Annotated in this window: 22 protein-coding genes; 11 read left to right on the top strand and 11 right to left on the bottom strand. The window is 70.9% G+C overall.

The window, feature by feature from the left end:
- Positions 1-53 precede the first annotated feature (53 nt).
- Positions 54-833 carry an ABC transporter permease gene (locus OHA21_RS09990; protein WP_328472474.1) on the top strand — a complete coding sequence of 260 codons (780 nt, stop codon included), beginning with the start codon at positions 54-56 and terminating at the stop codon, positions 831-833.
- Between the two features lie 167 nt (positions 834-1,000).
- On the opposite strand, the gene OHA21_RS09985 is transcribed toward OHA21_RS09990, so the two are convergent.
- The 3 genes from OHA21_RS09985 to OHA21_RS09975 all read right to left on the bottom strand — a co-directional run bounded on the left by OHA21_RS09985 (position 1,001) and on the right by OHA21_RS09975 (position 2,688).
- Entirely contained in the window at positions 1,001-1,354 is a 354-nt protein-coding gene (locus OHA21_RS09985; protein WP_328472472.1) for a bleomycin resistance protein, read from the bottom strand.
- An 8-nt stretch (positions 1,355-1,362) separates the two neighbouring features.
- Positions 1,363-1,719 carry a hypothetical protein gene (locus OHA21_RS09980; RefSeq protein WP_328472470.1) on the bottom strand — a complete coding sequence of 119 codons (357 nt, stop codon included), beginning with the start codon at positions 1,717-1,719 and terminating at the stop codon, positions 1,363-1,365.
- Between the two features lie 357 nt (positions 1,720-2,076).
- Positions 2,077-2,688 (bottom strand): hypothetical protein, encoded by a 612-nt coding sequence (locus tag OHA21_RS09975; RefSeq protein WP_328472468.1) that lies wholly within the window; start codon positions 2,686-2,688, stop codon positions 2,077-2,079.
- Positions 2,689-2,734: 46 nt separating this feature from the next.
- Here OHA21_RS09975 and OHA21_RS52690 point away from each other — a divergent pair, with 46 nt between their 5' ends.
- A complete protein-coding gene (locus OHA21_RS52690) occupies positions 2,735-4,417 on the top strand; it encodes a LuxR C-terminal-related transcriptional regulator (protein WP_442875085.1) in 1,683 nt (560 codons plus the stop codon).
- Positions 4,418-4,443: 26 nt separating this feature from the next.
- On the opposite strand, the gene OHA21_RS09960 is transcribed toward OHA21_RS52690, so the two are convergent.
- Complete coding sequence (locus OHA21_RS09960) at positions 4,444-5,790, bottom strand: FAD-dependent oxidoreductase (RefSeq protein WP_328472466.1); 1,347 nt, start codon at positions 5,788-5,790, stop codon at positions 4,444-4,446.
- A gap of 170 nt (positions 5,791-5,960) precedes the next feature.
- Positions 5,961-6,494, bottom strand: coding sequence for a GNAT family N-acetyltransferase (locus OHA21_RS09955; protein ID WP_328472464.1), 534 nt, complete (start codon positions 6,492-6,494; stop codon positions 5,961-5,963).
- 47 nt (positions 6,495-6,541) lie between these two features.
- Here OHA21_RS09955 and OHA21_RS09950 point away from each other — a divergent pair, with 47 nt between their 5' ends.
- On the top strand, positions 6,542-7,696 hold the full coding sequence (locus OHA21_RS09950; protein ID WP_328472462.1) for an MFS transporter: 1,155 nt from the start codon (positions 6,542-6,544) through the stop codon (positions 7,694-7,696).
- A gap of 93 nt (positions 7,697-7,789) precedes the next feature.
- Here OHA21_RS09950 and OHA21_RS09945 read toward each other — a convergent pair whose 3' ends face one another.
- A complete protein-coding gene (locus OHA21_RS09945; RefSeq protein WP_328472460.1) occupies positions 7,790-9,730 on the bottom strand; it encodes a tetratricopeptide repeat protein in 1,941 nt (646 codons plus the stop codon).
- Entirely contained in the window at positions 9,727-10,521 is a 795-nt protein-coding gene (locus OHA21_RS09940; protein ID WP_328472458.1) for a trypsin-like peptidase domain-containing protein, read from the bottom strand. The genes OHA21_RS09945 and OHA21_RS09940 overlap by 4 nt, the downstream gene beginning before the upstream one ends.
- A 100-nt stretch (positions 10,522-10,621) precedes the next feature.
- Here OHA21_RS09940 and OHA21_RS09935 point away from each other — a divergent pair, with 100 nt between their 5' ends.
- The 6 genes from OHA21_RS09935 (at position 10,622) to OHA21_RS09910 (ending at position 16,657) form a co-directional block, all read left to right on the top strand.
- Positions 10,622-11,323, top strand: a complete 702-nt coding sequence (locus tag OHA21_RS09935) for a siderophore-interacting protein (protein ID WP_328472456.1) — start codon at positions 10,622-10,624, stop codon at positions 11,321-11,323.
- 165 nt (positions 11,324-11,488) lie between these two features.
- Positions 11,489-12,409 carry an STM4015 family protein gene (locus OHA21_RS09930; RefSeq protein WP_328472454.1) on the top strand — a complete coding sequence of 307 codons (921 nt, stop codon included), beginning with the start codon at positions 11,489-11,491 and terminating at the stop codon, positions 12,407-12,409.
- Positions 12,409-13,539 carry an STM4014 family protein gene (locus tag OHA21_RS09925; RefSeq protein ID WP_328472452.1) on the top strand — a complete coding sequence of 377 codons (1,131 nt, stop codon included), beginning with the start codon at positions 12,409-12,411 and terminating at the stop codon, positions 13,537-13,539. Before OHA21_RS09930 ends, OHA21_RS09925 begins: the two co-directional genes overlap by 1 nt.
- Complete coding sequence (locus OHA21_RS09920; RefSeq protein WP_328472450.1) at positions 13,532-14,338, top strand: STM4013/SEN3800 family hydrolase; 807 nt, start codon at positions 13,532-13,534, stop codon at positions 14,336-14,338. Before OHA21_RS09925 ends, OHA21_RS09920 begins: the two co-directional genes overlap by 8 nt.
- Positions 14,335-15,639, top strand: coding sequence for an STM4012 family radical SAM protein (locus OHA21_RS09915; RefSeq protein WP_328472448.1), 1,305 nt, complete (start codon positions 14,335-14,337; stop codon positions 15,637-15,639). Before OHA21_RS09920 ends, OHA21_RS09915 begins: the two co-directional genes overlap by 4 nt.
- Before the next feature lie 115 nt (positions 15,640-15,754).
- Positions 15,755-16,657 carry an STM4011 family radical SAM protein gene (locus OHA21_RS09910; RefSeq protein WP_328472446.1) on the top strand — a complete coding sequence of 301 codons (903 nt, stop codon included), beginning with the start codon at positions 15,755-15,757 and terminating at the stop codon, positions 16,655-16,657.
- Positions 16,658-17,551: 894 nt separating this feature from the next.
- Here OHA21_RS09910 and OHA21_RS09905 read toward each other — a convergent pair.
- The 4 genes from OHA21_RS09905 to OHA21_RS09890 all read right to left on the bottom strand — a co-directional run bounded on the left by OHA21_RS09905 (position 17,552) and on the right by OHA21_RS09890 (position 20,935).
- Positions 17,552-18,487 (bottom strand): MerR family transcriptional regulator, encoded by a 936-nt coding sequence (locus tag OHA21_RS09905; RefSeq protein ID WP_328472444.1) that lies wholly within the window; start codon positions 18,485-18,487, stop codon positions 17,552-17,554.
- Between the two features lie 119 nt (positions 18,488-18,606).
- Positions 18,607-19,323, bottom strand: a complete 717-nt coding sequence (locus OHA21_RS09900) for an MBL fold metallo-hydrolase (protein ID WP_328472442.1) — start codon at positions 19,321-19,323, stop codon at positions 18,607-18,609.
- Positions 19,324-19,426: 103 nt separating this feature from the next.
- Positions 19,427-20,620 carry a DUF6745 domain-containing protein gene (locus tag OHA21_RS09895; RefSeq protein ID WP_328472440.1) on the bottom strand — a complete coding sequence of 398 codons (1,194 nt, stop codon included), beginning with the start codon at positions 20,618-20,620 and terminating at the stop codon, positions 19,427-19,429.
- 3 nt (positions 20,621-20,623) lie between these two features.
- On the bottom strand, positions 20,624-20,935 hold the full coding sequence (locus OHA21_RS09890) for a hypothetical protein (protein WP_328472438.1): 312 nt from the start codon (positions 20,933-20,935) through the stop codon (positions 20,624-20,626).
- Between the two features lie 58 nt (positions 20,936-20,993).
- Here OHA21_RS09890 and OHA21_RS09885 point away from each other — a divergent pair, with 58 nt between their 5' ends.
- Positions 20,994-21,533, top strand: a complete 540-nt coding sequence (locus OHA21_RS09885) for an alpha/beta hydrolase (RefSeq protein WP_328472436.1) — start codon at positions 20,994-20,996, stop codon at positions 21,531-21,533.
- Entirely contained in the window at positions 21,530-22,183 is a 654-nt protein-coding gene (locus OHA21_RS09880) for an HAD family hydrolase (protein ID WP_328472434.1), read from the top strand. Before OHA21_RS09885 ends, OHA21_RS09880 begins: the two co-directional genes overlap by 4 nt.
- Positions 22,184-22,209 lie beyond the last annotated feature (26 nt).

The raw sequence follows: 22,209 nt of genomic DNA, 5'->3' as shown, positions 1-22,209 counted from the left end.
GACCGACAAGGAGGCCACCCGATGACCACCCGGACCGACAAGGAGGCCGCCCGATGACCACCCTGCGTGCCGGCTGGATCATCACCCAGCGGGAGCTGGCCCACTGGGCCCGCGAACCCTGGGGCCCGATCTTCAACCTGCTCTTCTCGGTGATGCTGCTGCTGGTCTTCGGCTTCCTGTTCGGCGGCGCGATCAGCATCCCGGGCGGCGGCGACTACATCACCTTCCTGCTGCCCGGCATGATGGCGCTGAGCATGATGTTCGGCGTCGAGTCGACCGCCACCGCGATGGCGAACGACGCCCGCAAGGGCATCACCGACCGGTTCCGTTCGATGCCGATCGGCAGCGCGTCGGTAGCCCTCGGCCGGGTCGGCGCCGACATGGCCAACTCGGCGGTCGAACTGCTCGTGCTGATCGTCGGCGGTCTGCTGATCGGCTGGCGGATCACCTCCGATCCGGCTTCGGCCGTGCTCGCCGTACTGTTGCTGCTGCTCCTGCGGTTTGCCGTGCTGTGGATCGGCATCTTCCTCGGGCTCAGCTTCCGCGGCGAAGGCGCCACCACGGCCGTGCAGGTGCTGGTCTGGCCGATCGGCTTCCTGTCCACCGCGATCGTCTCCGCCGAGACCATGCCGGACTGGCTCGGCGCGATCGCCGCCTGGAACCCGCTGTCGGCCACCGCGACCGCGGCCCGCGGCCTGTTCGGCAACCCGACCGGCATCACCGAGGGCGTCCTGGCCGACCACGCGGTCTGGCTCGCCATCGCCTGGCCGCTGCTGCTCGTGGCGATCTTCGCCCCGCTGTCGGCACGCGCCTACCGCCGCCTGCGCGGCTGAACACCGGGGCCCGCAGATCGGTACGGGTCTGCGGGCCCCGCGTTCAGCACGTCAGAACCAGCGCCACACCGTTGGCAAGCTTCACGAACTGCTCGCGCCGGACGTCGTTGTTGGTGTCGGGCCGCCCTCGACAGCGGCGGCCGGGACTGCGGTGACCGCCAGGAAACTCACGACAGTGGGGAGCCCACCCGGTGCAGCGTGCCGTCGGGATCCACATACGCGAACTCGCGTAAACCCCACGGGGTGTCGCGGGGCTCGCCGACGCGGCTGTCCACCCCGGACCATTCCCTCTGCACGGCGTCGGCATCCGACACGTACAGATAAACGCTTGATGCTGTGCTGGCTGGGTCGTGCTCGGCCCACTCGGTCAGGTGCAGCGAGACCCCGTCGCGGTCGGCGAAACCATACCGCTCGCCGCCGTCGTAGGCGCGCACCGCGAAACCGAGACGCTGATATCGCTGGAGCGCCGCATCCAGATCGCGCACCGGGATCACCGGCGCCACCCGCTCGAAGGTCACCATGGCGGCCATCATGCCAGCGGGGTCTGACACTTCAGCCAGTCGCCGGACGGGGTACGCAGCTCCAGACCGATCACCGGCCCGTCCTCGGCCCGGACGAACCGCACGTCGGGGCACCCTTCGACGACCGGCTGCCAGCCGCGTTCCGGGTCGCGCACGGCGTGCCGGCGGCAGTGCTTCTCGTCGACGTAACCCCAGGCCATCAGCAGCTCGCGGCCGGCATAGGAGTAGCAGCCCACCGACGCGATCCGGTCGCCGTCGGGACGGCGGTAGAAATCTGCGCGCAGGCCGGGCACCGCGGTGCCTTCGAAGTCCGCCTCGGGCGTCGACCGGTGCGGGACATAGGTGGTCAGATCAGGAAGGGACACGCGTAGTAGTCGTGATCAAGGCGGGGTTGGTTCCCACCCATTCGGGTGATTGCCCTGGCCGAGGGGCAGGCAGACGGTCGCAGGACGGGAGGAACAATGCGGGTCCTGCTGTTCGTGTCCGTCTGCGCGCTGGCCGCGGCCACGGTGTTCGTCCGCTGGCCGGTCTCCGAGCCTGGGGCCTGGCTGCCGGATCTCGCCGTCGGCCTGGCCTTTCTCGCCGCGGGCCTCGGGATCGCCGGACGCGACCGCGACCGGCGCCAGGGTCTGCTGGTCGGCGCGGTCGGCGCCGTCTGGCTGGCCCCGAACGTCCTGGCGATCCCCGGGCTGCTGTCCCGGGGCGTTCTCGTGCACGCCGCCCTAGCGACGCCCCGGGGACGCGTCGAGGGCACCCCGCGCCGGCTGGTAGTCACCGCCGGGTACGTGACCAGCCTCATTCCCTGGCCGACCGGAAGCCAGGTCGCCGGCCTGCTGCTCGGCGCCGCGACCATGATCGTCGCGTGGCGTCCCCGGCAGGTGGCCGCGCTGTTCACCGGCGGAGTCCTGACCGGCATCGCGACAGCTCAGCTGATCCTCGGACCTGAGTACGCGCAGGCCGTACGGATCGGGGCCGAAGCAGCGCTCGTCGCCGTCGCCGTGGCTTTCCTGGCCGGGCACCGGACCGTGCCGGACCGCTCGGATCTCACCGACCTCGTCGTCGAGCTCGGCCCGGCGGACGCGCTCACCCGGCTGGCCACCGCCGAGCCGGACGTGGCCGGCGACGACGCCTACCGGGACGCGGTCGCCGCCGCGGACCGCCTGGTCCGGGCCAACACCCGCCTCACGAACGGCCTGCTCGCGAGTATCACCGAGGTCGACCACAGCCGGCGGCGGCTGCACACCGTCGACGAGTCTGAGCGGGCCGCTTTGGAGGTGCGCCTGCAGCACGGGCCGGTGGCCCGCCTGGACCGGATCGCCGGGCCTGCGTCGCATCGTCGGGACGGCGACCGCGGTCCTGGCTCTGCTGGCGATCGGGTGGATGCTGTCGTGGTCGCCGTTCGCCGACATCGAATGCCGGATCGGTTGCGGCACCCAGCCCTTCGCGTTCGCCGCCGATGCCGGGCGGGCCCGGTTGCTCCTGGATGTCGCGCTGGGCCTGTCCGCTGCGCTGTGCCTGCTCGGGGCGGTGCTGCGCCGCCGTTCCGTGCCGGCCGCACTGATGTGCCTGTTCCTCGCCGCCGCGTCGATATTGCGGCTGGGTCAGGCGTACCCGATTGCCCGTTATCTCCTGCATGCGGCGGCCATCGCCGCAGCCGGCGCGTTCGTGCTCGCCGAGGCGTCCCGGCGGCACGCCCGGCACCGGGAGCTGCGGCGGGTCGCGGCCATCCTCGACGCCGTCCCGGAGCCGGGCGCCCTGGCCCGCTATCTGGCCAGGACGCTGCACGACCCGGCGCTGACGGTGGCGTACGTGGTCGGCCCCGGCCTGGTGTCCGCAGAGGGACGCCAGCTGCCCAGCAGGAGCCACCGCGCCACGACCCGGCTGGCCCGCAACGGCACCGCGGTCGCCGAGATCCGGCACCGGCCCGAGGATGCCCTGCAACTCGCCGCCGGGCTCGGTCCCGCGGCCGGCCTGCTGGTCGACAACGAGCGGCTGCAGGCGGAGCTGCACACCCAGCTGGCCGAGCTGCGCGAGAGCCGGACCCGCCTGGTCGAACGCGCCGACGCGGAACGGCGTGCCCTGGAACGGGACCTGCACGACGGCGCCCAGCAGCGACTTCTCATGCTGGCCCAAGCGTTGCGCCGGGCCCGCGAGCTGGATCCGGACCTCGCCCCGCTGATCACGCCGGCGATCGAGGACGCCACCACCGCCGGCCGGGAGGTACGCGAGACCGCCCACGGCATCTACCCGGGCGTCCTGGAGAGTCTCGGACTCGCCGCCGCCCTCGCCCGGCTGGAGGACCAGGGCCGGACACGGCTGCCACGACCTGGCCCTGCTGCTGGACCACATCGGGGCGCTCGGCGGCGACCTCAACCGCGAAGCAGACCGGATCGAGGTACGCCTACCGTGCGCGTAGTAGTAGCCGAGGACGTCCTGCTGACCAGAGCCGGCATCGTCCGGCTCCTCCAGGACGCCGGCATCGACGTCGCCGGCGAGGCGACCGACCAGCCGACCCTGCTCGCCGCCGTCGCCACCACCGACCCGGACGTGGCGGTGACCGACATCCGGATGCCCCCGACCTTCCGCGACGAAGGTCTGACCGCCGCCGCCGAGATCCGCGAGCGGTATCCGAGGACCGCGGTGCTGCTGCTCTCCCAGTACGTCGAGAGCCGCTACGCCCTGCAGCTGCTCCAGTCGTACCCCGGCGGCATCGGCTATCTGCTCAAGGAACGTGTCTTCGACATCGCCACGGTGCTGGACGCGCTGCGCCGGGTCGCCGACGGCGAGTGCGTCATCGACCCGACGATCATCGCCCGGCTGATGGCCCGCCCGCGGCCGGCCACCGACCGGCTGACCCGGCTGACCTCCCGGGAACGGGCTGTCCTGGCCAACCTCGCCGAGGGCCGGTCCAACGAGGGCATCGCCGCCGCGCTGCACATCACGCAGCGCACCGTGGAGACCCACATCGGCGAGGTGTTCGCGAAGCTCGGGCTGGACGCCGATCCGACCACCAACCGGCGGGTTCTGGCCGCTCTGGCGTACCTGGGAGCGGCGCCCTCCTGATCTCCAGGAAGGCGCCGCCGGCAGGATCAGCTGGTGGAGATGGTGGTCATCTCGTCGCGGGCGACCACCTTGATCCGCTTGCGGCCGTGCGGCTCGCCGAGCGCGATCTCGTGGCTGTCCAGCTTCTGCCAGCCCGCCCAGGTGGTGAGCTGCAGGCCACGCTGCGACAGGTACGTGACGACCTCGTCCGGGTCGGGCTGCGCGGCGGCCGGCAGCTTCTCGAGGTCGGCCATCAGGCTGCCGACCGTCTCGCCGGAGCAGCCCTTGGTGTGGCCGATCAGGCCGACCGGGCCGCGCTTGATCCAGCCGGCCACGTACATGCCGGGGATGTGCTCGCCGTCGAGGTCGAGGATCCGGCCCGCATCGTGCGGGATCGTGCCGGTCTTGGTGTCGAACGGCAGGTCGGGCAGGGCGGTGCTGAGGTAGCCGACAGCCCGGTACACGGCCTGCACCGGCCAGTCGGTGAACTCGCCGGTGCCGCGCACCCAGCCGTCGCCGGTGAGCTCCTGCGTCTCGGTCCGCAGCCCGACCACCTTGCCGTCCTCGCCGAGCACCTCGACGGGGGCCTGCAGGAAGTACAGGTGCAGGCGGCGCGGCCGGTCCCGGGGGTCGCGGACCGCCCAGTTCTGCAGGATGTCCACGCACATCTTGACGTGCCGGGTCTTGCGCATCGCCTCGAGGCTGCCCTCGTCGAACTCGATGCCCTCCGGGTGCACGATCACCTCGACGTTCGGCGAGTGGTCGAGTTCGCGCAGCTCCTGCGGGGTGAACTTGACCTGCGCCGGGCCGCGCCGGGAGAACACGTGCACGTCGGTGACCGGGCTGGCCTTCAGCGCCTGGTAGACGTTGTCCGGGATCTCGGTGACCAGCAGCTCGTCGGCGGTCTTGGCGAGGATCCGGGCGACGTCGACGGCGACGTTGCCGGCGCCGATGACGGCGACCTCGCGGGCCTCCAGCGGCCACTCACGGGACACGTCCGGGTGGCCGTTGTACCAGGAGGCGAAGTCCGCGGCGCCGTAGCTGCCCTGCAGGTCGATGCCGGGAATGTCCAGGGCGCGGTCCTTCTCGGCGCCGGTCGAGATGATCGTCGCGTCGTAGAAGCGGCTCAGCTCCTCCGGCTTGACGTCCACGCCGTACGCGACGTTGCCGATGAACCGGATCCGCGGGTTGTCCAGGATCCGGAACAGCGCGGTGACGATCTCCTTGATCCGCGGGTGGTCCGGGGCGACGCCGTACCGGATCAGGCCGTACGGGGTGGGCAGTTTGTCGAAGATGTCAACGGTGACCGTTTCCGACGATTTGATGAGGTGGTCGGCAGCGTAGATGCCGGCCGGGCCGGCTCCGATGACGGCAACCCGAAGGGGGCGGTCCATGGTGCTTTCCCTCACTCGCGCTAAGAGTCCGGCCGGAGCCAAGATCTTCGACAGGTCGGATGCCACCGTAGAACCTCAACCCATGTTTAGATCAATGCGCCTGGCGTCAATGCGGCGTTCATCACGCGACTCCGGGCCGGCCATCCAAGTGAGGGGTCAATTCGTACAAGTCAGGGGCGGAATTCCCGGATGACGTTGCTGCCGGTCCCGGCGTGCACGGCCGGGTCGCTGGTCTCCCGGCCGATCTCCACGAAGCCCGCCTTGGCCGCCACCGCGGCCGACCCCGGATTGGCCGCGTCGTGCCGGATCACCACCCGCTCGATGCCGGGCAGTGTGAGCGCCACGCGGGTCAGCACCCGCACCGCCGCGGTCATGTGGCCCCGGCCGGCCCACGGCGTCCGGATCCAGTATCCGATCTCCAGGGCGCCCGGCCCGACCCGGGTCATCAGGCCGATCGCGCCGATGAGGTCACCGACCGCGGTGAAGATGGCGTAGTTGAACTCGGTGCCCTTCGCCCAGTTCTCCACCGACAGGTCGATGAAGGTGCGCGCGGCGGCGGTGTCGTAGCCGTCGACGGCCCACGGCAGGAACGGCTTGAGCTCGGGCAACGAATCGCGGACAGCGGCGGCGGCCTCGTCGGCCCACTCCGGCTCCCAGCGCTTCAGGACGAGCTCACCAGCATTGATCATTTCCGGCGGTTCCATGCCGGTAGCTTGCTGGCCGAGCGTCCCGGGTGCAAACAATTACTCCCATGATCGCCGCCACCATCTTCCTCGTCGCGCTCTGCCTGCGCCCGGCCATCACCACGGTCGGTCCGCTGCTGCCGCAGATCAGCGCCGACGAGCATCTCGGCGAGGCCGCCCAGGGTCTGCTCGGCGCCCTGCCGCTGCTGGCGTTCGCGCTGGTCTCGCCCCAGGTGCACCGGGTCTCCGGCCGCTTCGGCGCCGAACGTGCGGTGCTCGGCGCCCTGCTCGTGCTGGCGGCCGGCGGCGTCGTCCGCTCCTACACCGGCGACGCCGGCCTGTGGCTCGGCACGCTGGTGATCGGCTGCGCGATCGCGGTCGGCAACGTGCTGGTCCCGGCGATCGTCAAACGCGACTACGCCACCAACGTCTCCCGCGCCACCGGCGTCTACACGGCGTTCATCACCATCGGCGCCTCGATCGCCTCGGCCGTCGCGGTGCCGATCTCCGACGCGGTCGACTGGCGGCTGGCCCTGGCCATCTGGTCGGTGCTGGCGCTGATCGTCGCCGCGGTCTGGTCACCGCGCGCCCGCATCCCCGCCGAACTGCCCGCCCCGGCACCGGTCGGTGACGACGTACCGGTCAGCGTCTGGCGGCAACCCCGCGCCTGGCTGATCACCGCTTTCATGGGCCTGCAGTCCACCTGCTTCTACGTCCTGGTCACCTGGCTGCCGACGATCGAGATCGCCGGCGGTGTCTCGGAACGCACCGCCGGCCTGCACCTGTTCGTCTTCCAGGGCATGGGCATCGCCGGCGGGCTGGCCATCCCGATCCTGCTGCGCCACCCGAACCGCCGGGCCGCCGGCGCGATCGCCGCCAGCATCCCCACCCTCGTCGCGGTCCTCGGCCTGCTCGCCGCCCCGCAACTCGCGATTCTGTGGGCGGGCATCGCCGGCGTCGGACAGGGCGCCGCCCTGGTCACCGCGCTCACCCTGATCAGCCTCGGCGGCCGCACCCAGGCCGAGACCACCCGGCTGTCCGGAATGGCCCAGTCGCTCGGCTACCTGCTCGCCGCGGCCGGCCCGATCGCCGCCGGCTTCCTCGCCGAACGCACCGGCGCCTGGCAGGCCAGCCTGGTCATGCTGGCCGTCCTCGGACTTCTTCAGATCGCCGCGGGCGCGGCGGCAGCACGGGAGACCGCAGCAGAAAAAGCAACGGCCTAAAACCATTCGGGGTACGAACTACCAGAGGTCCATCGGCTACCGCGCGACCATCAGCCGGGTCCGGGCCGCAGCGCGGGCGCCGGGCTTGAGCAATTACCCGGCGGACCATTCGGCCAGCCGGCGAAGACTGTTGTGCGTGTCCCGGTGGTCCGCTCCCAGAACCAGTCGCCGGGCCTCCACGACATATCGCATGATGGTCGTCGCCGGTTCCCGATCGCCGGCGGCGGCATAGAAGATCGCCATGTTGTGAAAGACCCGCAGAGTGTCCGGATGCTCCTGCCCGAGCGCGGCGACCCGGGCGTCGAGAACGGCCCGGTAGCGCTCGATCGCTCCGGTCAGATCACCGGTGCGGCCCTGCCAGTACGCCACATTGCTCGCGGTCGTCAGCGTTTCCGGGTCGTCGTCACCGCGAACCGTCCGCTGCTCCTCGAGAATCTCCTCGAACATGCGCAGCGCCTCGACCCGGCGGCCCGCGTGGCCGGTCCAATAGGCCACGTCGCTGCGGGCGGCGAGAGTGGCGTGGCCCGGCGTCTCCAGTGCGCGCAGCATGGCGTTCTCGAGTTCCCGCAGCGCCGAGGGCGTGTGCATCTCCGGTGGCAGCGCGCGCCCGTTGCGGCTGCGTTTGGCGGCATCGCCGACGGTCAGATATTCGCCCTGCAGACCATCCGGCCCGGTGCCGAGCCCACCCCAGTTCATCGGCGGGGCCAGAATCGCGACGCCACCCGATCCGAACGTCTCCCCGGGCCGGCCGTCGGTCAGTTCGCGGCACGTCTTCAGCTGGCGGCGGATGACGATCGTCATCGGATGGTTGTCGCCGAGGTGCTCGGCGGAGATGTCGCGGGCCCGCTCGAACAGCTCGGACGCCCGGTGCACCGCCTCCGGCGACTGGTCGGCGCGGGCCAGGTCGAGCTCGACGGCGGCGATGTTCGAGGCGACCGTGATGCACGCCGGATGGGCCTGCCCGAGCACCTGGTTCAGCCGGGCGCCCAGCGTGGCCAGCCGGGACGAACCCGCCCTTATCTCCGCGACCGCACCCCGCAGCCGGGCGCTCTCGGCGATGGCCAGCGCTTCGTTCGCGCGTACGATCAGAGCCTTGGAATGTGATTTTCCATAGACGTTCTCGAAACCCTCGGCGCAGGCCGTGAGCATTTCCGTCGCATTGTCGATGCTCGGCACCGAGCGTTCCAGACGCGCGATGTCGAGCTCGCAATTCGCCGACAAAGCGTGCAAGGTGAGCGACTCGTCGGTCAGCGCGCCGGAACGCGCCGAGATGAGCTGGGCCGCCTGCTGCAAGGAGCCGGCGGCGGACCGCATCCCGTCCACGTCCGCGCGCAACCGGCAGCCCTGGAACGCCACGAACCCGGCCTGAGCGACGATCCGCGCCTGCTCGACCGTAGCGGTTTGCTCGGCAAATGCGGTGGTGGCCAGGTACGCCATCGCCAGCTCGATGTCCGGCGCGGAGAAAGGGTCGTCGTTCAGGGCCGCGACGGCCATCCGCACCGACGTCGCGGCCAGCCGGGTCTCCACGTCCCCGGAGTTCAGCGCGAACCGCGTCCACCGCGCCACCTGGTCGAACCTGCCGGTCAGCTGCGACACCGCCGCCAGGTTGGCGGCGATCGCGGCGGCCAGCCGGGTGTCCGCCGAACCGACATCGATCAGCGCGTCCCGGAAGATCTCGCCGGCCTCGACCAGCTCGCCGTCCTGGGTGAGCAGCATCCCCAGCGTGTTCTTGTAATGGGCGCGGCAGATCTGGTCGGCGGCGAAACTCGCGCAGTTCTCCAGCAACTGCCGGGCATTGCGCTGCAGGCCCAGACCGTTGAGCACGCCGGACAGATAGCAGGCCCGCACCGCGTCCGGCGGGGACATGTGCGCGGCCTCGCCGGCCCGGACCGCGGAAAGAGCCGCCTCGACCAGGCCGGCGACCTGCTCACGGCTGACCGCGGGCTGAAGGATCTCGTCGTCGTCGGCCAGCGCGAACCGCTGACGGGTGGCACGCTCGGACACCGCCAGCATCGCCTCGAGAGCCGGGATCACGACAGCCCCTTCTCGATGACCTGCCGGGCCACCATGGCCTGCAACGCGGGGATCTCCTCGATCGGCAACAGGCCGCGGGCGGCCCATTCCTGGATCCGCTGCAGATATTCCTCGCCGGCGTCCAGCAGCTCCGACGCCTTTTTCTCCCGCGCCACCGGCTCGCGTTGGCGCGGGATGTACTGCAGCTCGACGATCGAATTCTCCGGACCGATCAGCGAGAACTGCCGCAGCGTCGGCTGCAGTGTGGTGGCGAACAGGACGTTGGATGCCCGATCCGGATTCTGCCGGTCCGGATACTGCTCGATGAGCATGCCGATCATGGTGGCGGGTGCGCCGGGCCGATCCCGGGCCACCGGACTGCCTGAATAGCCCGCATAATCGCCGACGGTCTGCGTAGTGATCAACTGGGCGGCGATGACGGTGCCGCCGTTCTCACATTTGTATTCCACCGACGGTTCGTCGACCCGGCCGCTCAACACCGGGTCCTTCGTGGTCGGACGATAACTGGTGTACCAGCCGTCGCCGCCGAGACACGTGTCGAGCGGGCGCCACGGGGCGATCAACTCCACCGGGTCGAGCAACTGGATCAGCGCGGTGTCGTGGTCGACCACCCGCTCCCGCACCACGCCGGGCACGCGGACCTCGCCGTACTCCACCAGGACCCGGTCGACGCGGCGCACGCAATGGTTGGCGGTCAGCACGAAATGCCGGTTGTAGAGAAGACCGGCACCCAATGGTTGTAATGAATCCGTCAGCAATCGGACATGGATTTCGTCCTGATTGCTGCTCACCCGCGCCCCGATCCACTATGCACCCCAGTGATGACCCGGCCATGTTAGGCGGTCATCGATACGGACGCCATAAGCGGAATGGCGCCGTTATTCTCGCCGGGTGCCCTATCCTCGCCGCGATCCACTGCCCGTCCGGGTGCGGTCGGTTGCGGACGTCACCCCGCACATGCGCGAGATCACGCTGACCGGTCCTGATCTGCCGCGGCTGCGGATCCGGCCTGGTGCGCACCTGGTCGTCCGGCTCCCACAGGCCCGGCGGGTCTACTCGGTCTGGCGGCACTCGCCGCGGGAGGCGTCCCTGACGCTGCGGGTCCTGCTGCACGACGCGGGCGGGCCGGGCTGCGTGTGGGCCCGCGAGATCGCCGTCGGTGACCGGGTCACGGTCGAGCAGCCGCGCAGCAAGATCACGCTGGACGAGACGGCGGCGTTCCATCTGTTCGTGGGCGATGAGACGGGGGCCGTACCGTTGCTGGCCATGCGGCGTGGCGCAACCTCGCCGGTTCTGGGTGTCTTCGAAGCTGCGGGGCCGCAGGACGAGGTGCCGGGCTTTCCCGGTCTGTCAGCGCTGCCCTGGGTGCATAGGGGTGGTGCTTCAGCGGTCGCCTCCCGGGTGCTGCTGCGTGCGGTCCAGGAGCTGTCGCTGCCGGCCGGGCGTGGGGCCGCCTACGTGGCCGGCGAGAGTGACACCTGCCGGCTGATCCAGCGCCACCTGGTCGAACAGCGGGGTATGTCCCGGCGGGCGGTCCACCTGCAGCCGCAGTGGTCTCCGGGCCGCCCGGGTTTCGGCGCCGGCACCGATTGATCCACCACACCTCCACCTTCACGGCTCCTGCTTTCACGCCCGCCGCTGCCTCGCCCTTCGCTCAGTGCGGCTCCTCTTACGCGGCTCGCGAAAGTGTCGGTGGGGGTTGCTAACGTCTCGGCACTGTTCGGGAGTGAGAGCTCAGCGGCCAAGGGAGTCCGTCCGGTGACCATCAACGACCATCTGCAGTCCTTCGCCGGCATGCCCGTTGTGGCCTGGGATGCCGAGGATCCGCCGGCCGACCCGGCCGCGGTCACCTGGCGGCTCGAGCTGGAGGATTTCGAGGCCGACGAGGACGAGTTCGTCGCCGCCTTCGACAAGCTGCTGGAGCGCACCGGGCCGGCCGGGCCGACCGCGCTGATCATCGGTGAGTGGGGCTCGGCCTACGAGCGGGCCTTCCCCGTCGACCTGCTCGTGCAGCACGCCGGGCGCCTCGGCGCGCTGCGGGCGCTGTTCATCGGCGAGATGACCTACGAGCAGTGCGAGATCTCCTGGATCCAGCAGGGCGACATCACGCCGGTGCTGACCGCCTTCCCGGCGCTGGAGCAACTGTGGGTGCGCGGCGCGGAAAGCCTCGCGCTGACCCCGATGCGCCACGACGGCCTGCGGGAGCTCGTCCTGCAGTCCGGCGGCCTGCCCGCCGACGTCGTCCGCGCCGTCGGCGCCAGCGATCTGCCCAACCTGACCCACCTCGAGCTCTGGCTGGGCGTCGATCAATACGGTGGGGACGCCCGCGCCGACGACCTGGCCCCGATCCTGGCCGGCCGGTCGCTGCCCGCACTCACCCGCCTCGGCCTGCGCAACGCCGAGATCGCCGACGAGGTCGCCGCGGCCGTCGCCGCCGCCCCGATCGTCGCCCGCCTCACCGAGCTGGACCTCTCGATGGGCGCGCTGAGCGCAGCCGGCGCCGAGGCGCTGCTGACCGGGCAGCCGCTCACCCACCTCAGCCGGCTCGACCTGAGCCACCACTTCCTCGACCCGGAGCTCTCCCAGCGCCTGGTCGACGAGCTGCCCGGCGTCACCGTCGACGTGTCGGACCCACAGAAGGAAGAGGAGTGGGGCCGCTACACAGCGGTCGCCGAGTGATGCGCCGCCTCGCCGTCGTCGGCAACCCGGACAACCGCCGAGTCACCCTGTTCACCGCGGCCGTCGTCCGGGCCGGCCTGCCCCCACCCGACGTCTACGCGTGGCGTGACGTGCTGGCCGGCGGTCGCGTGCCCGGTCCGACCGCGCCCGACGTCTACGCCTGGCGCGACGTGCTGGCGTGCGGGAGCGTGCCCGGTCCGGGCGTGAGCGTGCGGATCGACTCGCCCGGGGAGGACGCCGAGGTGGACCGCCTGTTGCGCGAGCTGGGCAGCGGCCGCCCGGCCCGGCCGGCTGAGCACGGTGAGATCGTCGGGTCGGCCGCTGCCTTCGCCGGTCTGCGGCATGCCCTCGACCGGATCACCGCAGGCGGCGGCGACCTGCTCAATCAGCCCGGCGACGTCCTGACGATGACCGACAAGCGGCGATGCCACGCGGTGCTCAGCGCGGCCGGCATTCCGGTGCCACCAGCGCTGGGACCGGTTCACGACTACGAGTCCCTGCGAGCGGCGATGCGCGACACCGGCTGGAGCCGCGTTTTCGTCAAGCCCGCCTACGGCTCCTCCGCCTCGGGTGTGCTGGCCCTCGCCGTCAGCGCGCGGCGGATCGCGGCGACCACCTCGGTGGAGCTGCACGACGGGCGGCTGTTCAACAGCCTCCGGGTGCGCCGCTACGACGACGAGGCCACGATCGCGGCGATCGTCGACCGGCTCGGGCCGGACGGGTTGCACGTCGAGCGGTGGTATTCGAAGGCCGGGCTCGGCGGCCGGACCCTGGACCTGCGAGTGGTGGTGATCGGCGGCAGGGCTCGGCACGTCGTGGTGCGGGCCGGGCAGTCACCGATGACGAACCTGCACCTCGGCAACGCCCGCGGCGACGTGGCGGCGGTGCGGGCGGCCGCCGGGGAGCAGGCCTGGCAGGCGGCGATGGACACCTGTGAACGGGTTGCGGGGTGCTTCGGGCGTACCCTGCATGTCGGTGTTGATCTCATGTTCCGGTCCGGCTGGCGCGATCATGCGGTGGCCGAGGTGAACGCGTTCGGCGACCTGCTGCCCGGCGTGCTCGCCGACGGCCTGGATACGTATGGCGCGCAGGTCGCGGCCCTGACCGGCGGCTGGGTGCCGAGTGCGTGACCGGATCGGCAGCCACGACCTGCTCTTCGTCACCCTGGACACGCTGCGGCATGACGTCGCGGCCGAGAGCCTGGCCCGGGGGCGGACCCCGCAGCTGGCCCGGGTGCTGCCCGGCGGCGTGTGGCAGCGGCGGCACACGCCGGCCAGCTTCACCTACGCGGCGCACCATGCGTTCTTCGCCGGGTTCCTGCCGACCCCGGTGACGCCCGGCCCGCACGAGCGCCTGTTCGCGGCCCGGTTCGCCGGCAGCGAGTCGAGCGGCCCGGGAACGTACGTGTTCGACGCTCCCGACCTGCCCACCGGGCTGGCCGCCGACGGCTATCACACGGTCTGCCTGGGCGGCGTCGGCTTCTTCAACCCGGGTGCGCCGCTGGGCCGGGTGCTGCCGGGCCTGTTCACCGAGGCGCACTGGGCGCCCGAGTTCGGGGTGACCGCGCCGGACTGCTTCGGCAACCAGCTCGACCGCCTGGAGACCATCATCGGCGGGTTGCCGCCGGAGACGCCGCTGTTCACGTTCGTCAACGTCGCCGCCCTGCACCAGCCGAACCGGCACTACCTGCCCGGCGCCGACACCGACGACCTGACCAGCCACGCGGCCGCCCTGGAGTATGTCGACGGGCTGCTCGGCCGCCTGTTCGCCCTGGTCACCGGTCGGGGCCGCCCCTGCCAGGTGATCATCTGCTCGGATCACGGCACCCTCTACGGCGAGGACGGGCACGTCGGCCACCGGGTCGCCCACGAGGCCGTCTGGACCGTTCCGTACGCCGATTTCGTCCTCGCTCCGGGGGTGCGGCCGTGACCCTCGACGGCTCGCCCTACCAGGGCTATCTGTATGCCTACCCGCACAAGACGGCCTACCGGAAACTGGAGCCCCGGCCCGCGCTGACCGACGTCTGGGCCGCCGAGAAGCAGGACGCCCTGTTCGGTTACGTGCACCTGCCGTTCTGCGAGATGCGCTGCGGTTTCTGCAACCTGTTCACCCGCGCCAACCCACCCGCCGAGCAGGTCAGTGCGTACCTTGCTCAGCTCCGCCGGCAGGCCGTGGCTGTCCGGGACAGCCTCTCCCCCGCCGCCACGTTCTCCCGGCTGGCGATCGGCGGCGGCACACCGACTTACCTGACCGCCGCCGAGCTCGAGGAACTGTTCGACATCGTCGCCGACACCTTCGGCACCCTCGCCGTCCCACTGTCGGTCGAGACCTCACCGGCCACCGCCACTCCCGACCGTCTGGCTGTGCTCGCCACACACGGCACGACCCGGGTCAGCATCGGCGTGCAGAGCTTCCTCGACGCCGAGGCCCACGCCGCCGGCCGGCCACAACGCCTGCCCGAAGTCCAGCAGGCCCTGGAGGCGATCCGCACCGCCCGCATCCCGGTGCTCAACATCGATTTGATCTACGGCATCGACGGCCAGACCGCGCAGACGTGGCAACACTCCTTGAGCGAGGCCCTGCGCTGGGAGCCCGAGGAGCTCTACCTCTACCCGCTGTATGTTCGCCCGCTGACCGGCCTCGGCCGCCGCGCCCACGGCCGAGCCGACTGGGACCGGCAGCGACAGCAGCTGTACCGGCAGGCCGTCGAGGTGCTCACCGCCGCCGGCTACGTCCAGCACTCGATGCGCCAGTTCCGCCGGGCCGGCGCACCGGCCCCCGACGGCCCGGATTACTGCTGCCAGGACGACGGCATGGTGGGTCTCGGCTGCGGTGCCCGTTCCTACACGACGGACCTGCACTACTCGTTCGACTACGCGGTGGCGGTCTCCGAGGTCCGCGCCGTGATCGACGACTACCTGGCACGCCCCGCCGACGACTTCCGCTACGCCGAGATCGGCTTCCACCTGGACGAGATCGAGCAGCGCCGCCGCTGGCTGCTCAAGTCCCTGCTGCGCGCGGAGGGCATCGACGCGGCCGCCTACCAGGCCCGCTTCGGCACCCACCACACCGACGACTTCCCGCAGCTGCCCGCGCTGACCGACCGCGGTTGGCTCAATCCCGCGCGCACCACACTCACCGCCGACGGCCTGGCCCACTCCGACGCCATCGGCCCGTGGCTGGTCTCCGGCCCGGTCCGCGAGGCGATGGGAGCGTACGTACCGCGATGACCAGGCATTCCACGCCCAGCGCTCCCACCGGCTCCGACTTCATCCCGGGCACGCCCTCCGACCGGCGTGCATGCCGCCGCAGCCCTTACCGCCGAGCCTGCGCAGGTGGTCTGCGATGAGCGATTTATACATCCTCTACCGAGGCCCGCTCGCAAGCTGCAACTACGACTGTCCGTATTGCCCGTTCGCCAAGCGCGTCGACCCACCGGACCTGCTGCGCGCCGACCGCGCCGACCTGCTCCGCTTCACCGGCTGGGTCGCCGCGACCACCGACCGGCGGCTGTCCGTGCTGTTCACCCCGTGGGGCGAAGGCCTGACCCGCTCCTGGTACCGCGACGCGATCATCCGCCTCTCCCACCTACCGCACGTCGACCGGGTAGCCATCCAGACCAACCTGGCCGCGCGCACCACCTGGCTGGCCGACGCCAATCCACAGGTGGCCGCGCTGTGGGCCACCTTCCATCCCGGCCAGGTGACCCGCGAACGCTTCCTGGCCCGCTGCCGCTCCCTCGACGACCTGGGCATCCGCTACTCCGTAGGCGTCGTCGGCCTGCCGGAGCACTATGCCGAGGCGATCGCCCTGCGCGCCGCGCTGCCCGCCCACGTCTACCTGTGGATCAACGCCGCCGACGGCCACGTCTACACCGCCGACGAGGAACGTCGCTGGACCGTCCTCGACCCCCGCTTCGGCGACAGCGTCCGCCCGCACGCCTCCCTCGGCCAGGCATGCCACGCCGGCGAGACTGCCATCTCGGTGCTAGGCGACGGCACCGTCCGCCGCTGCCATTTCATCCCCACCCCGATCGGCAACCTCTACGACGGCACCTGGCGGGCGGCCTTACGGCCGCGCGCCTGCACCAACTCACTCTGCGATTGCCACATCGGCTACGTGCACCTCAAGCCCTTGAAACTGCGAGACGTGTACGCCGACGGCCTACTAGAACGCATTCCCGCCGTCTGGCCTCTCGACGCCGTGCACCCGGCGCTGCCGGACGTCGCAGAAGCGCCCGCCCGGTAGTCGAGAAGGCGGGTACCACGGCAGACCACCGCCACCGGCCATTCAGCGAGCCGTCGCTCGCCAAGAGCCGCTACCGGCCCGGCTGTGACCGTCGGCCTACTTGAGGCGGGCCTGCCTGGAGGCGGGCCTGCCTGGAGGCGGGCCTGCCTGGAGGCGGGCCTGCCTGGAGGCGGGCCTGCCTGGAGGCGGGCCTGCAAAGTTGCCGCGAACGCCCCGATCCGTTCACGGCGCAGCTCGAGCGCTTTCGGCGTCGGGGTCTCGCCGTCGGTCCGGAGTCGACGGCCGTCTGCCGCTTGCCTCGATCGCGAGAGATGTGCCGGGTGGGCCGGCCGGGTCGCGGTGCAGGCGCGCACCAGCCTGCCCTCCCCTTCGATGTCAGCCGGACCGCCCCGGCTGGCGGAACACCGTGCCCGCAGGCAGCGGCGGCGCGGGGCAGCGGCCGGCGCTCTGCGGCGGGAAACCTTCCGGACGAACGGCCACACCCACAGCGGGTGTACCAACACCCGCAACGGGTGTGCCGGCGTTCGAGAACCCCTATTTCACCGAGGGTCGCCGTACCTGCCCGCCGGGTGACAGCGAAGGCCGGTTCTTAGACGCTCATCCCTGCCCCTGCCCCTGCCCCTGCCTTGGCCCCGGCAGTCCCGGCCTCGGCGCGGTGAGACTTGGCCGCTTCCGTCCCGCTGGCCGGGCCGCCTCCATGAAGAACCGCCTTAAACGCTCGCAATACCGCACCGGCCTGATCGACGGCTACCTCACCGGCACAGGTCTCTCCACCGACCGCAGCCGGACCCTAACCGCGAAAGGTGTCTGGTCAACCCAATGTTCCGCGCGGTTTCGGTACCCGGCCGGAGCCGCCGGGTAACTCGTGGTGACCAGCCACCCCTGGGCCGTGTTTCAGGTAGCGGGTGAGTCTTGGGCGGAGAGCTCTTCGGCCAGTTCCATACAGCGCAGGCGGGCTGGGGAGAAGTCGTAGGGCATCTTGCCGATGGCTTCAACCGCGCTCATGGAGCCGGCCTCCCGTCGGCCAGAGCGGAGGGCGGCCTCGTCATCGGCGGGAGCGGGGTGCAAAGTGTCCCAGGCGTCGAAGAGGGCATCGTCGTCCTGGTCCAGGCCGGACTCCTCGATGACGGCGTGCAGGGCGCTTTCGAAGGCGTGCCGCTCGACAGCCACTTGAGCCACCCGAGGATCGTCGACGGCGACGCTGTCATCGAGGGCCTCCTCGGCGGCATCGATGCGGTCGGAATCCTCGCGCAGAGTGGGATGCGTGGCCAGGACGATGAACCGGGTGGCCTGGACAGCCGCGCCGAGCGGGCCGAAGATCCGCTCGGTGACCAGCAGAGTGTCCAGGTCCGCCTGCCGCAAGGAGCCTTCGGGCAGGTCCTTGAGGCGTTCGGTGACGAAGTCGGAGAGCAGGCCCATCCGGCTGCCTTCGGTGCGCATCCGCTGCACCGCGGTCCGTTGCCGCCGCAATTCCGCCTCCTGCTCGGCGAGGGTATCCTCCAACCGCTCCAAAATGCCCGCGATGTCGTCTCCGCTGTCCGCACCCGCGGAAGCCGGCGCCGTCGTCCCGGTCCGGTCGCCGATCGCCATGCCGGTGGTGAAGGCGTCACGGATGTCGTCCAGAGCGATCCCGGCATCGGCCATCTTGCGAATCCACAGCAGGCGGATCATGTCCTCGTACGCGTACCGGCGGCGGCCATCACCGCCTCGCTCAGGCTCGGGGAGCAGGCCGATCTCGTGGTAGTGGCGAATCGCCCGTGGCGTGACACCGACGAAGGCCGCAGCGTCACCGATCTTGACCTGGCGAGGTGGCATGAAAGACGAACGCATGAACATGGGACCTTCCCTCAGGTGATCGGGACGTAGGTCCACTGGACCACATGCCGCTACGGAAGGTGCAACCCTGCACACACCCCCCGCACCGGAACCAGGGAAGGCCCTCGCGGTCGCTACTCGAAATCCTTGAGAGCCGCGCTCGGCTTGGGGTCGTCGTGGCTGTCGGCGTACCAGTCATACCGGCCGGGCGGATACTCGGCGAGCAACCGCCGGATCAAGGCCATGTCCATGCCGTCGCCGGGCTCGCGCAGGTGCAGAGGCGGTGGGTAGAAGCAGTCCCCCAACAGCAGCACCCCGGACTTCGGGTCCGCCACCACCGTGGAGTCCTCCGCATGGCCGCCGCCGACGTGGCGGACCTCGACGCCGCCAGGCAGGGTGAGGCCGCTGTCGAACTCGGTGTGCGGCACCACCACGGAGAACAGGTCCCAGTCGCCGGCCATCGCGGCCGCTCTCGCGGTGCAGCTCGGGCCCATGCGCGGGTTGGCGGCAGCGAGGTCCCGTACATACGACTCGCTCCACGGCCTACCGGCCTCGGCCCGCAGGATCCGAGCGCCGGAGCGGTGACCGATGACCTCCACTTCGGGCCAGGCGCAGGCGCCCCAGACATGATCCCAATGGTGGTGTGTGTAGACGAGCCGGCGTGGAGCCGGTAAACCGGCCTCCGCGATGGCCGCACGCACCGCGCGTGCCATCGCCGGGCTCTGGCCGGCGTCCACCAGAATGCTGCCACCGTCGTCGGCGATCACGGCCACACAGCCCTGCACCCGTGCTGGGTCCGGATCGTGCGGGTACAGCCACACCCGCCCGGCGAGATGCCGCAGCACTCCCATTCCACACGCTCCGCAGATGAACAGAAAGGCTCACGCCGAGTGTGCCACGACGAGCCGGGCGGCAGCCGGAACCAGACGGCACGCTGCCCTACTGCAGCGTAGGTCAGGTCTGGATCAGCGGGTGGTATTCCTCGGCGGTGAGGCCGAAGGTCCAGGCCACGCCCTCGCGGGCGGTCCGCGTCGATGGTGGGACCCGCAGCCAGTAGACGCGGCTCGTCCCGTCGGGCTCCGGGGTCGCGTTCACCACCTCGACCATCGCCAAGGGCTCGTCGCCGGGCAGGTCCAGGTGCCACAGGACGCCGGTGGCGTCGGTGTGGAGCCGGCGGGCTCCGGACTCGCGCAGGTAGCGGTCGTAGCCGAAGTGTTCCAGCATCACCCGGCGGATCTCGGCGTTCTTCTCCGCCCGGATCTCGCCGACGGTCAGGGACGGCAGCGAAGCTGCCAGCGACGGCGGAATCGGCATGCCCCGCCAGGCCCACAGGCCGTAACCGTCGGGGAAGGCGAGGGCCGGGCCGTCGCCGCAGTGCAGACGGCCGACGTTGTCGCGGGTCAGCGTGACCGGGCGCTCGGTCAGCACCGCGAACCGCGAGGTAGCCCACCACCAGCCGGCGTTATGGGCCACCGTGGCCAGCCCGGCGAGTCGGGTCATCAGCCCGGCCTCCGGGCACAACCGGTCGGCGGCCGCGAAGGTCGCCAGCCAGGCGGCGTCGTACTGGCCGTAGATCGCGTCAAGCAGCTGCGAGCGGACCAACGGCAGCGACGCAAAGGACAACGACGGCGACGCTGACGCCGAGGACGACACCGACGGCGACGGCGACAAGTCCTCGCCGAGGCGCAGCCGGAGACGGCCCGCCACCCGGTCCATCGCCAGCTCCCAAGAACGCCGCCCGGCAGCCGAACCGAGCTGCGCCCAGCCCTCCGGCCCGAGCGCTGCGGCCGCCGCCGACCGGGCGGCGGCCCACGGCTCGGTCCGGACGAGGCGCCGCAGCGAACGGCCGCCGGTCTCCCCTGGCGTCCAGCCCTGGGCACGCAACGACGAATAAGCCTCGGCGAACCAGGCCGGCGCGTCAGCGTCAGGGGCCGGCGCCCCCGAAAGGAACGCCATCGCGGCCGCACTGGCGCGTGGCGAGCCGAACCAGAACACCCGCGATGGCCCGGGGACGCCGGCCAGCGCGTACGCCTCCCGTACCCCTCGTTCTGCAGCCTCGCGTGACGCCGGCCCGGTCTCCAATGCGGAGGCCAGCCACTGATCCTCGATCGCGGCAGCCATCGCCTCCTGGGCGTGGGTGAGGCGCATCGCTCAGTCCGCCACCGGGCGGAACGCGCCCGGAATGTACTCACGCTGCCGCACCACCCGGTACTTCCCGGCCGGCAGCGAGATCGGACCGTGCTCCTCGTGGGTGACCCGCCCATACTCCGGAACGTCGACGAACATCAGGGATGGATCGTCGAGGTCGGCCAGCAACTGCAAACCTGGGCCGCCGATCACGTGAGCATGCCCGGTCGCCTCGCCCCGGGCCAGCACCATCCGCCCGCGTCGATCCCGTGGCACCGGCGCACAGGCCGGCACCTCGCCCACCGCCACGATCAGCACATCACCCTGCCGATACATAACACCCCCCGATGAAAGAGTCGAGCGAAACCTACCGCCGGGGTACGACACTTTTGAGATGGCCGATGTGGTGGTCCTTCCGGGAGGAAAGTTCGGGCCGGCAGCCGGGATGCTGATGTACGCCGCAGCAGTCCCGGAACGCCGCGGCGCAACCGTGCACCGGCATCAGTGGCCCGCCAAGCTGACCGACCCCTTCGCGCCGACCGCCGAGGCCTGGGTGGAAGACCAAGTCAACCCGTTGCTCGACACCCTCGGCGGCACACCCTTGCTGATCGGCAAGTCCCTCGGCTCCCACGCCGCCCGGCTGGCAGCGATGCGAGACCTGCCCGCGGTCTGGCTGACCCCGCTGCTCACCATGCCGTGGATCGTCGCCGCCCTGGGCCGAACCACAGCCCCGTTCCTCCTGGTGGGCGGCACTGCGGATGAATACTGGGACGGCACAGCAGCGCGCCGTCTGACACCGCACGTCCTGGAGATCGAGAACGCGAACCACGGCCTGTTCCGGCCCGGCCCGATGATCGAGACGATCACCGCACTCGGCAGGATGGTCACCGCGATGGAACAGTTCCTCGACACCATCAACCAGGAGGACCGTTGATTCAGGCCGTGATCGTGGACGTCGACGACACCCTCTGCCTGACCGAGGCCGCGTCGTTCGAGCTGGAGAACGAGGTTCTCGCGCGGATGGGCCGGCCGCCGATGTCGCGTACCGTGCATCTGGCCACCTGGGGTGAGGTGCTGCTGGATGCCATGCCGCATCGCTCGCCCGGCCTGGATCTGGACCGGTTCGCCGAGCTCTTCCCGATCGCCCACCAGGAGTATCTGGCCGACGGCCGGCTGGACGTGATCCCGCCGGAGAACCTCGACGCCCTGGACAAACTGGTCGCTGCCGGGCGTACCGTGCTGCTGTTGACCTCCCGTGCCCAGGTCGAGGTGGAGCACATGCTGGCGCCGGACCACGTGCTCGCCGGGCGCGTCAGCGCCGCCTACCACCAGGGCAACACCCGGTTCCGCAAGCCGGACCCGCGTGCCTTCGACGAACTGCTCGCCGAGACCGGGCTCACTCCCGAGCAGTGTGTCTATGTGGGCGATTCGCCCGGGGACGCGCTGGCGGCGGGCGGTGCGGGGATCCGCTTCGTCGCCTGCCTGCAGAGCGGCGTGCGGCGTCTCGACGAGTTCGACCCGCGCTTTGTGACCGCCTCGATCGACGTGTTCCCGGATCTGGTCGCGGTGGTGGACCAAATGTAAAACCGGACAGCATCTGTCAGGTTTCG

This window comes from Actinoplanes sp. NBC_00393, from assembly GCF_036053395.1.
In the GTDB taxonomy this organism is placed as follows: Bacteria; Actinomycetota; Actinomycetes; order Mycobacteriales; family Micromonosporaceae; genus Actinoplanes.
The sequence above is the reverse complement of the archived record's forward strand: the minus strand, read 5'-3'. Positions and strand labels throughout refer to the sequence as shown.

What these genes read in the sequence shown, in the direction of transcription:
- OHA21_RS09990 (WP_328472474.1), top strand. Translation starts at nt 54, where the DNA reads ATGACCACCCTGCGTGCCGGCTGGATCATCACCCAGCGGGAGCTGGCC.
- OHA21_RS09985 (WP_328472472.1), bottom strand. Translation starts at nt 1,354, where the DNA reads ATGGTGACCTTCGAGCGGGTGGCGCCGGTGATCCCGGTGCGCGATCTG.
- OHA21_RS09975 (WP_328472468.1), bottom strand. Translation starts at nt 2,688, where the DNA reads ATGCGACGCAGGCCCGGCGATCCGGTCCAGGCGGGCCACCGGCCCGTG.
- OHA21_RS52690 (WP_442875085.1), top strand. Translation starts at nt 2,735, where the DNA reads ATGCTGTCGTGGTCGCCGTTCGCCGACATCGAATGCCGGATCGGTTGC.
- OHA21_RS09960 (WP_328472466.1), bottom strand. Translation starts at nt 5,790, where the DNA reads ATGGACCGCCCCCTTCGGGTTGCCGTCATCGGAGCCGGCCCGGCCGGC.
- OHA21_RS09955 (WP_328472464.1), bottom strand. Translation starts at nt 6,494, where the DNA reads ATGGAACCGCCGGAAATGATCAATGCTGGTGAGCTCGTCCTGAAGCGC.
- OHA21_RS09950 (WP_328472462.1), top strand. Translation starts at nt 6,542, where the DNA reads ATGATCGCCGCCACCATCTTCCTCGTCGCGCTCTGCCTGCGCCCGGCC.
- OHA21_RS09925 (WP_328472452.1), top strand. Translation starts at nt 12,409, where the DNA reads ATGCGCCGCCTCGCCGTCGTCGGCAACCCGGACAACCGCCGAGTCACC.
- OHA21_RS09910 (WP_328472446.1), top strand. Translation starts at nt 15,755, where the DNA reads ATGAGCGATTTATACATCCTCTACCGAGGCCCGCTCGCAAGCTGCAAC.
- OHA21_RS09905 (WP_328472444.1), bottom strand. Translation starts at nt 18,487, where the DNA reads ATGCGTTCGTCTTTCATGCCACCTCGCCAGGTCAAGATCGGTGACGCT.
- OHA21_RS09900 (WP_328472442.1), bottom strand. Translation starts at nt 19,323, where the DNA reads ATGGGAGTGCTGCGGCATCTCGCCGGGCGGGTGTGGCTGTACCCGCAC.
- OHA21_RS09895 (WP_328472440.1), bottom strand. Translation starts at nt 20,620, where the DNA reads ATGCGCCTCACCCACGCCCAGGAGGCGATGGCTGCCGCGATCGAGGAT.
- OHA21_RS09890 (WP_328472438.1), bottom strand. Translation starts at nt 20,935, where the DNA reads ATGTATCGGCAGGGTGATGTGCTGATCGTGGCGGTGGGCGAGGTGCCG.
- OHA21_RS09885 (WP_328472436.1), top strand. Translation starts at nt 20,994, where the DNA reads ATGGCCGATGTGGTGGTCCTTCCGGGAGGAAAGTTCGGGCCGGCAGCC.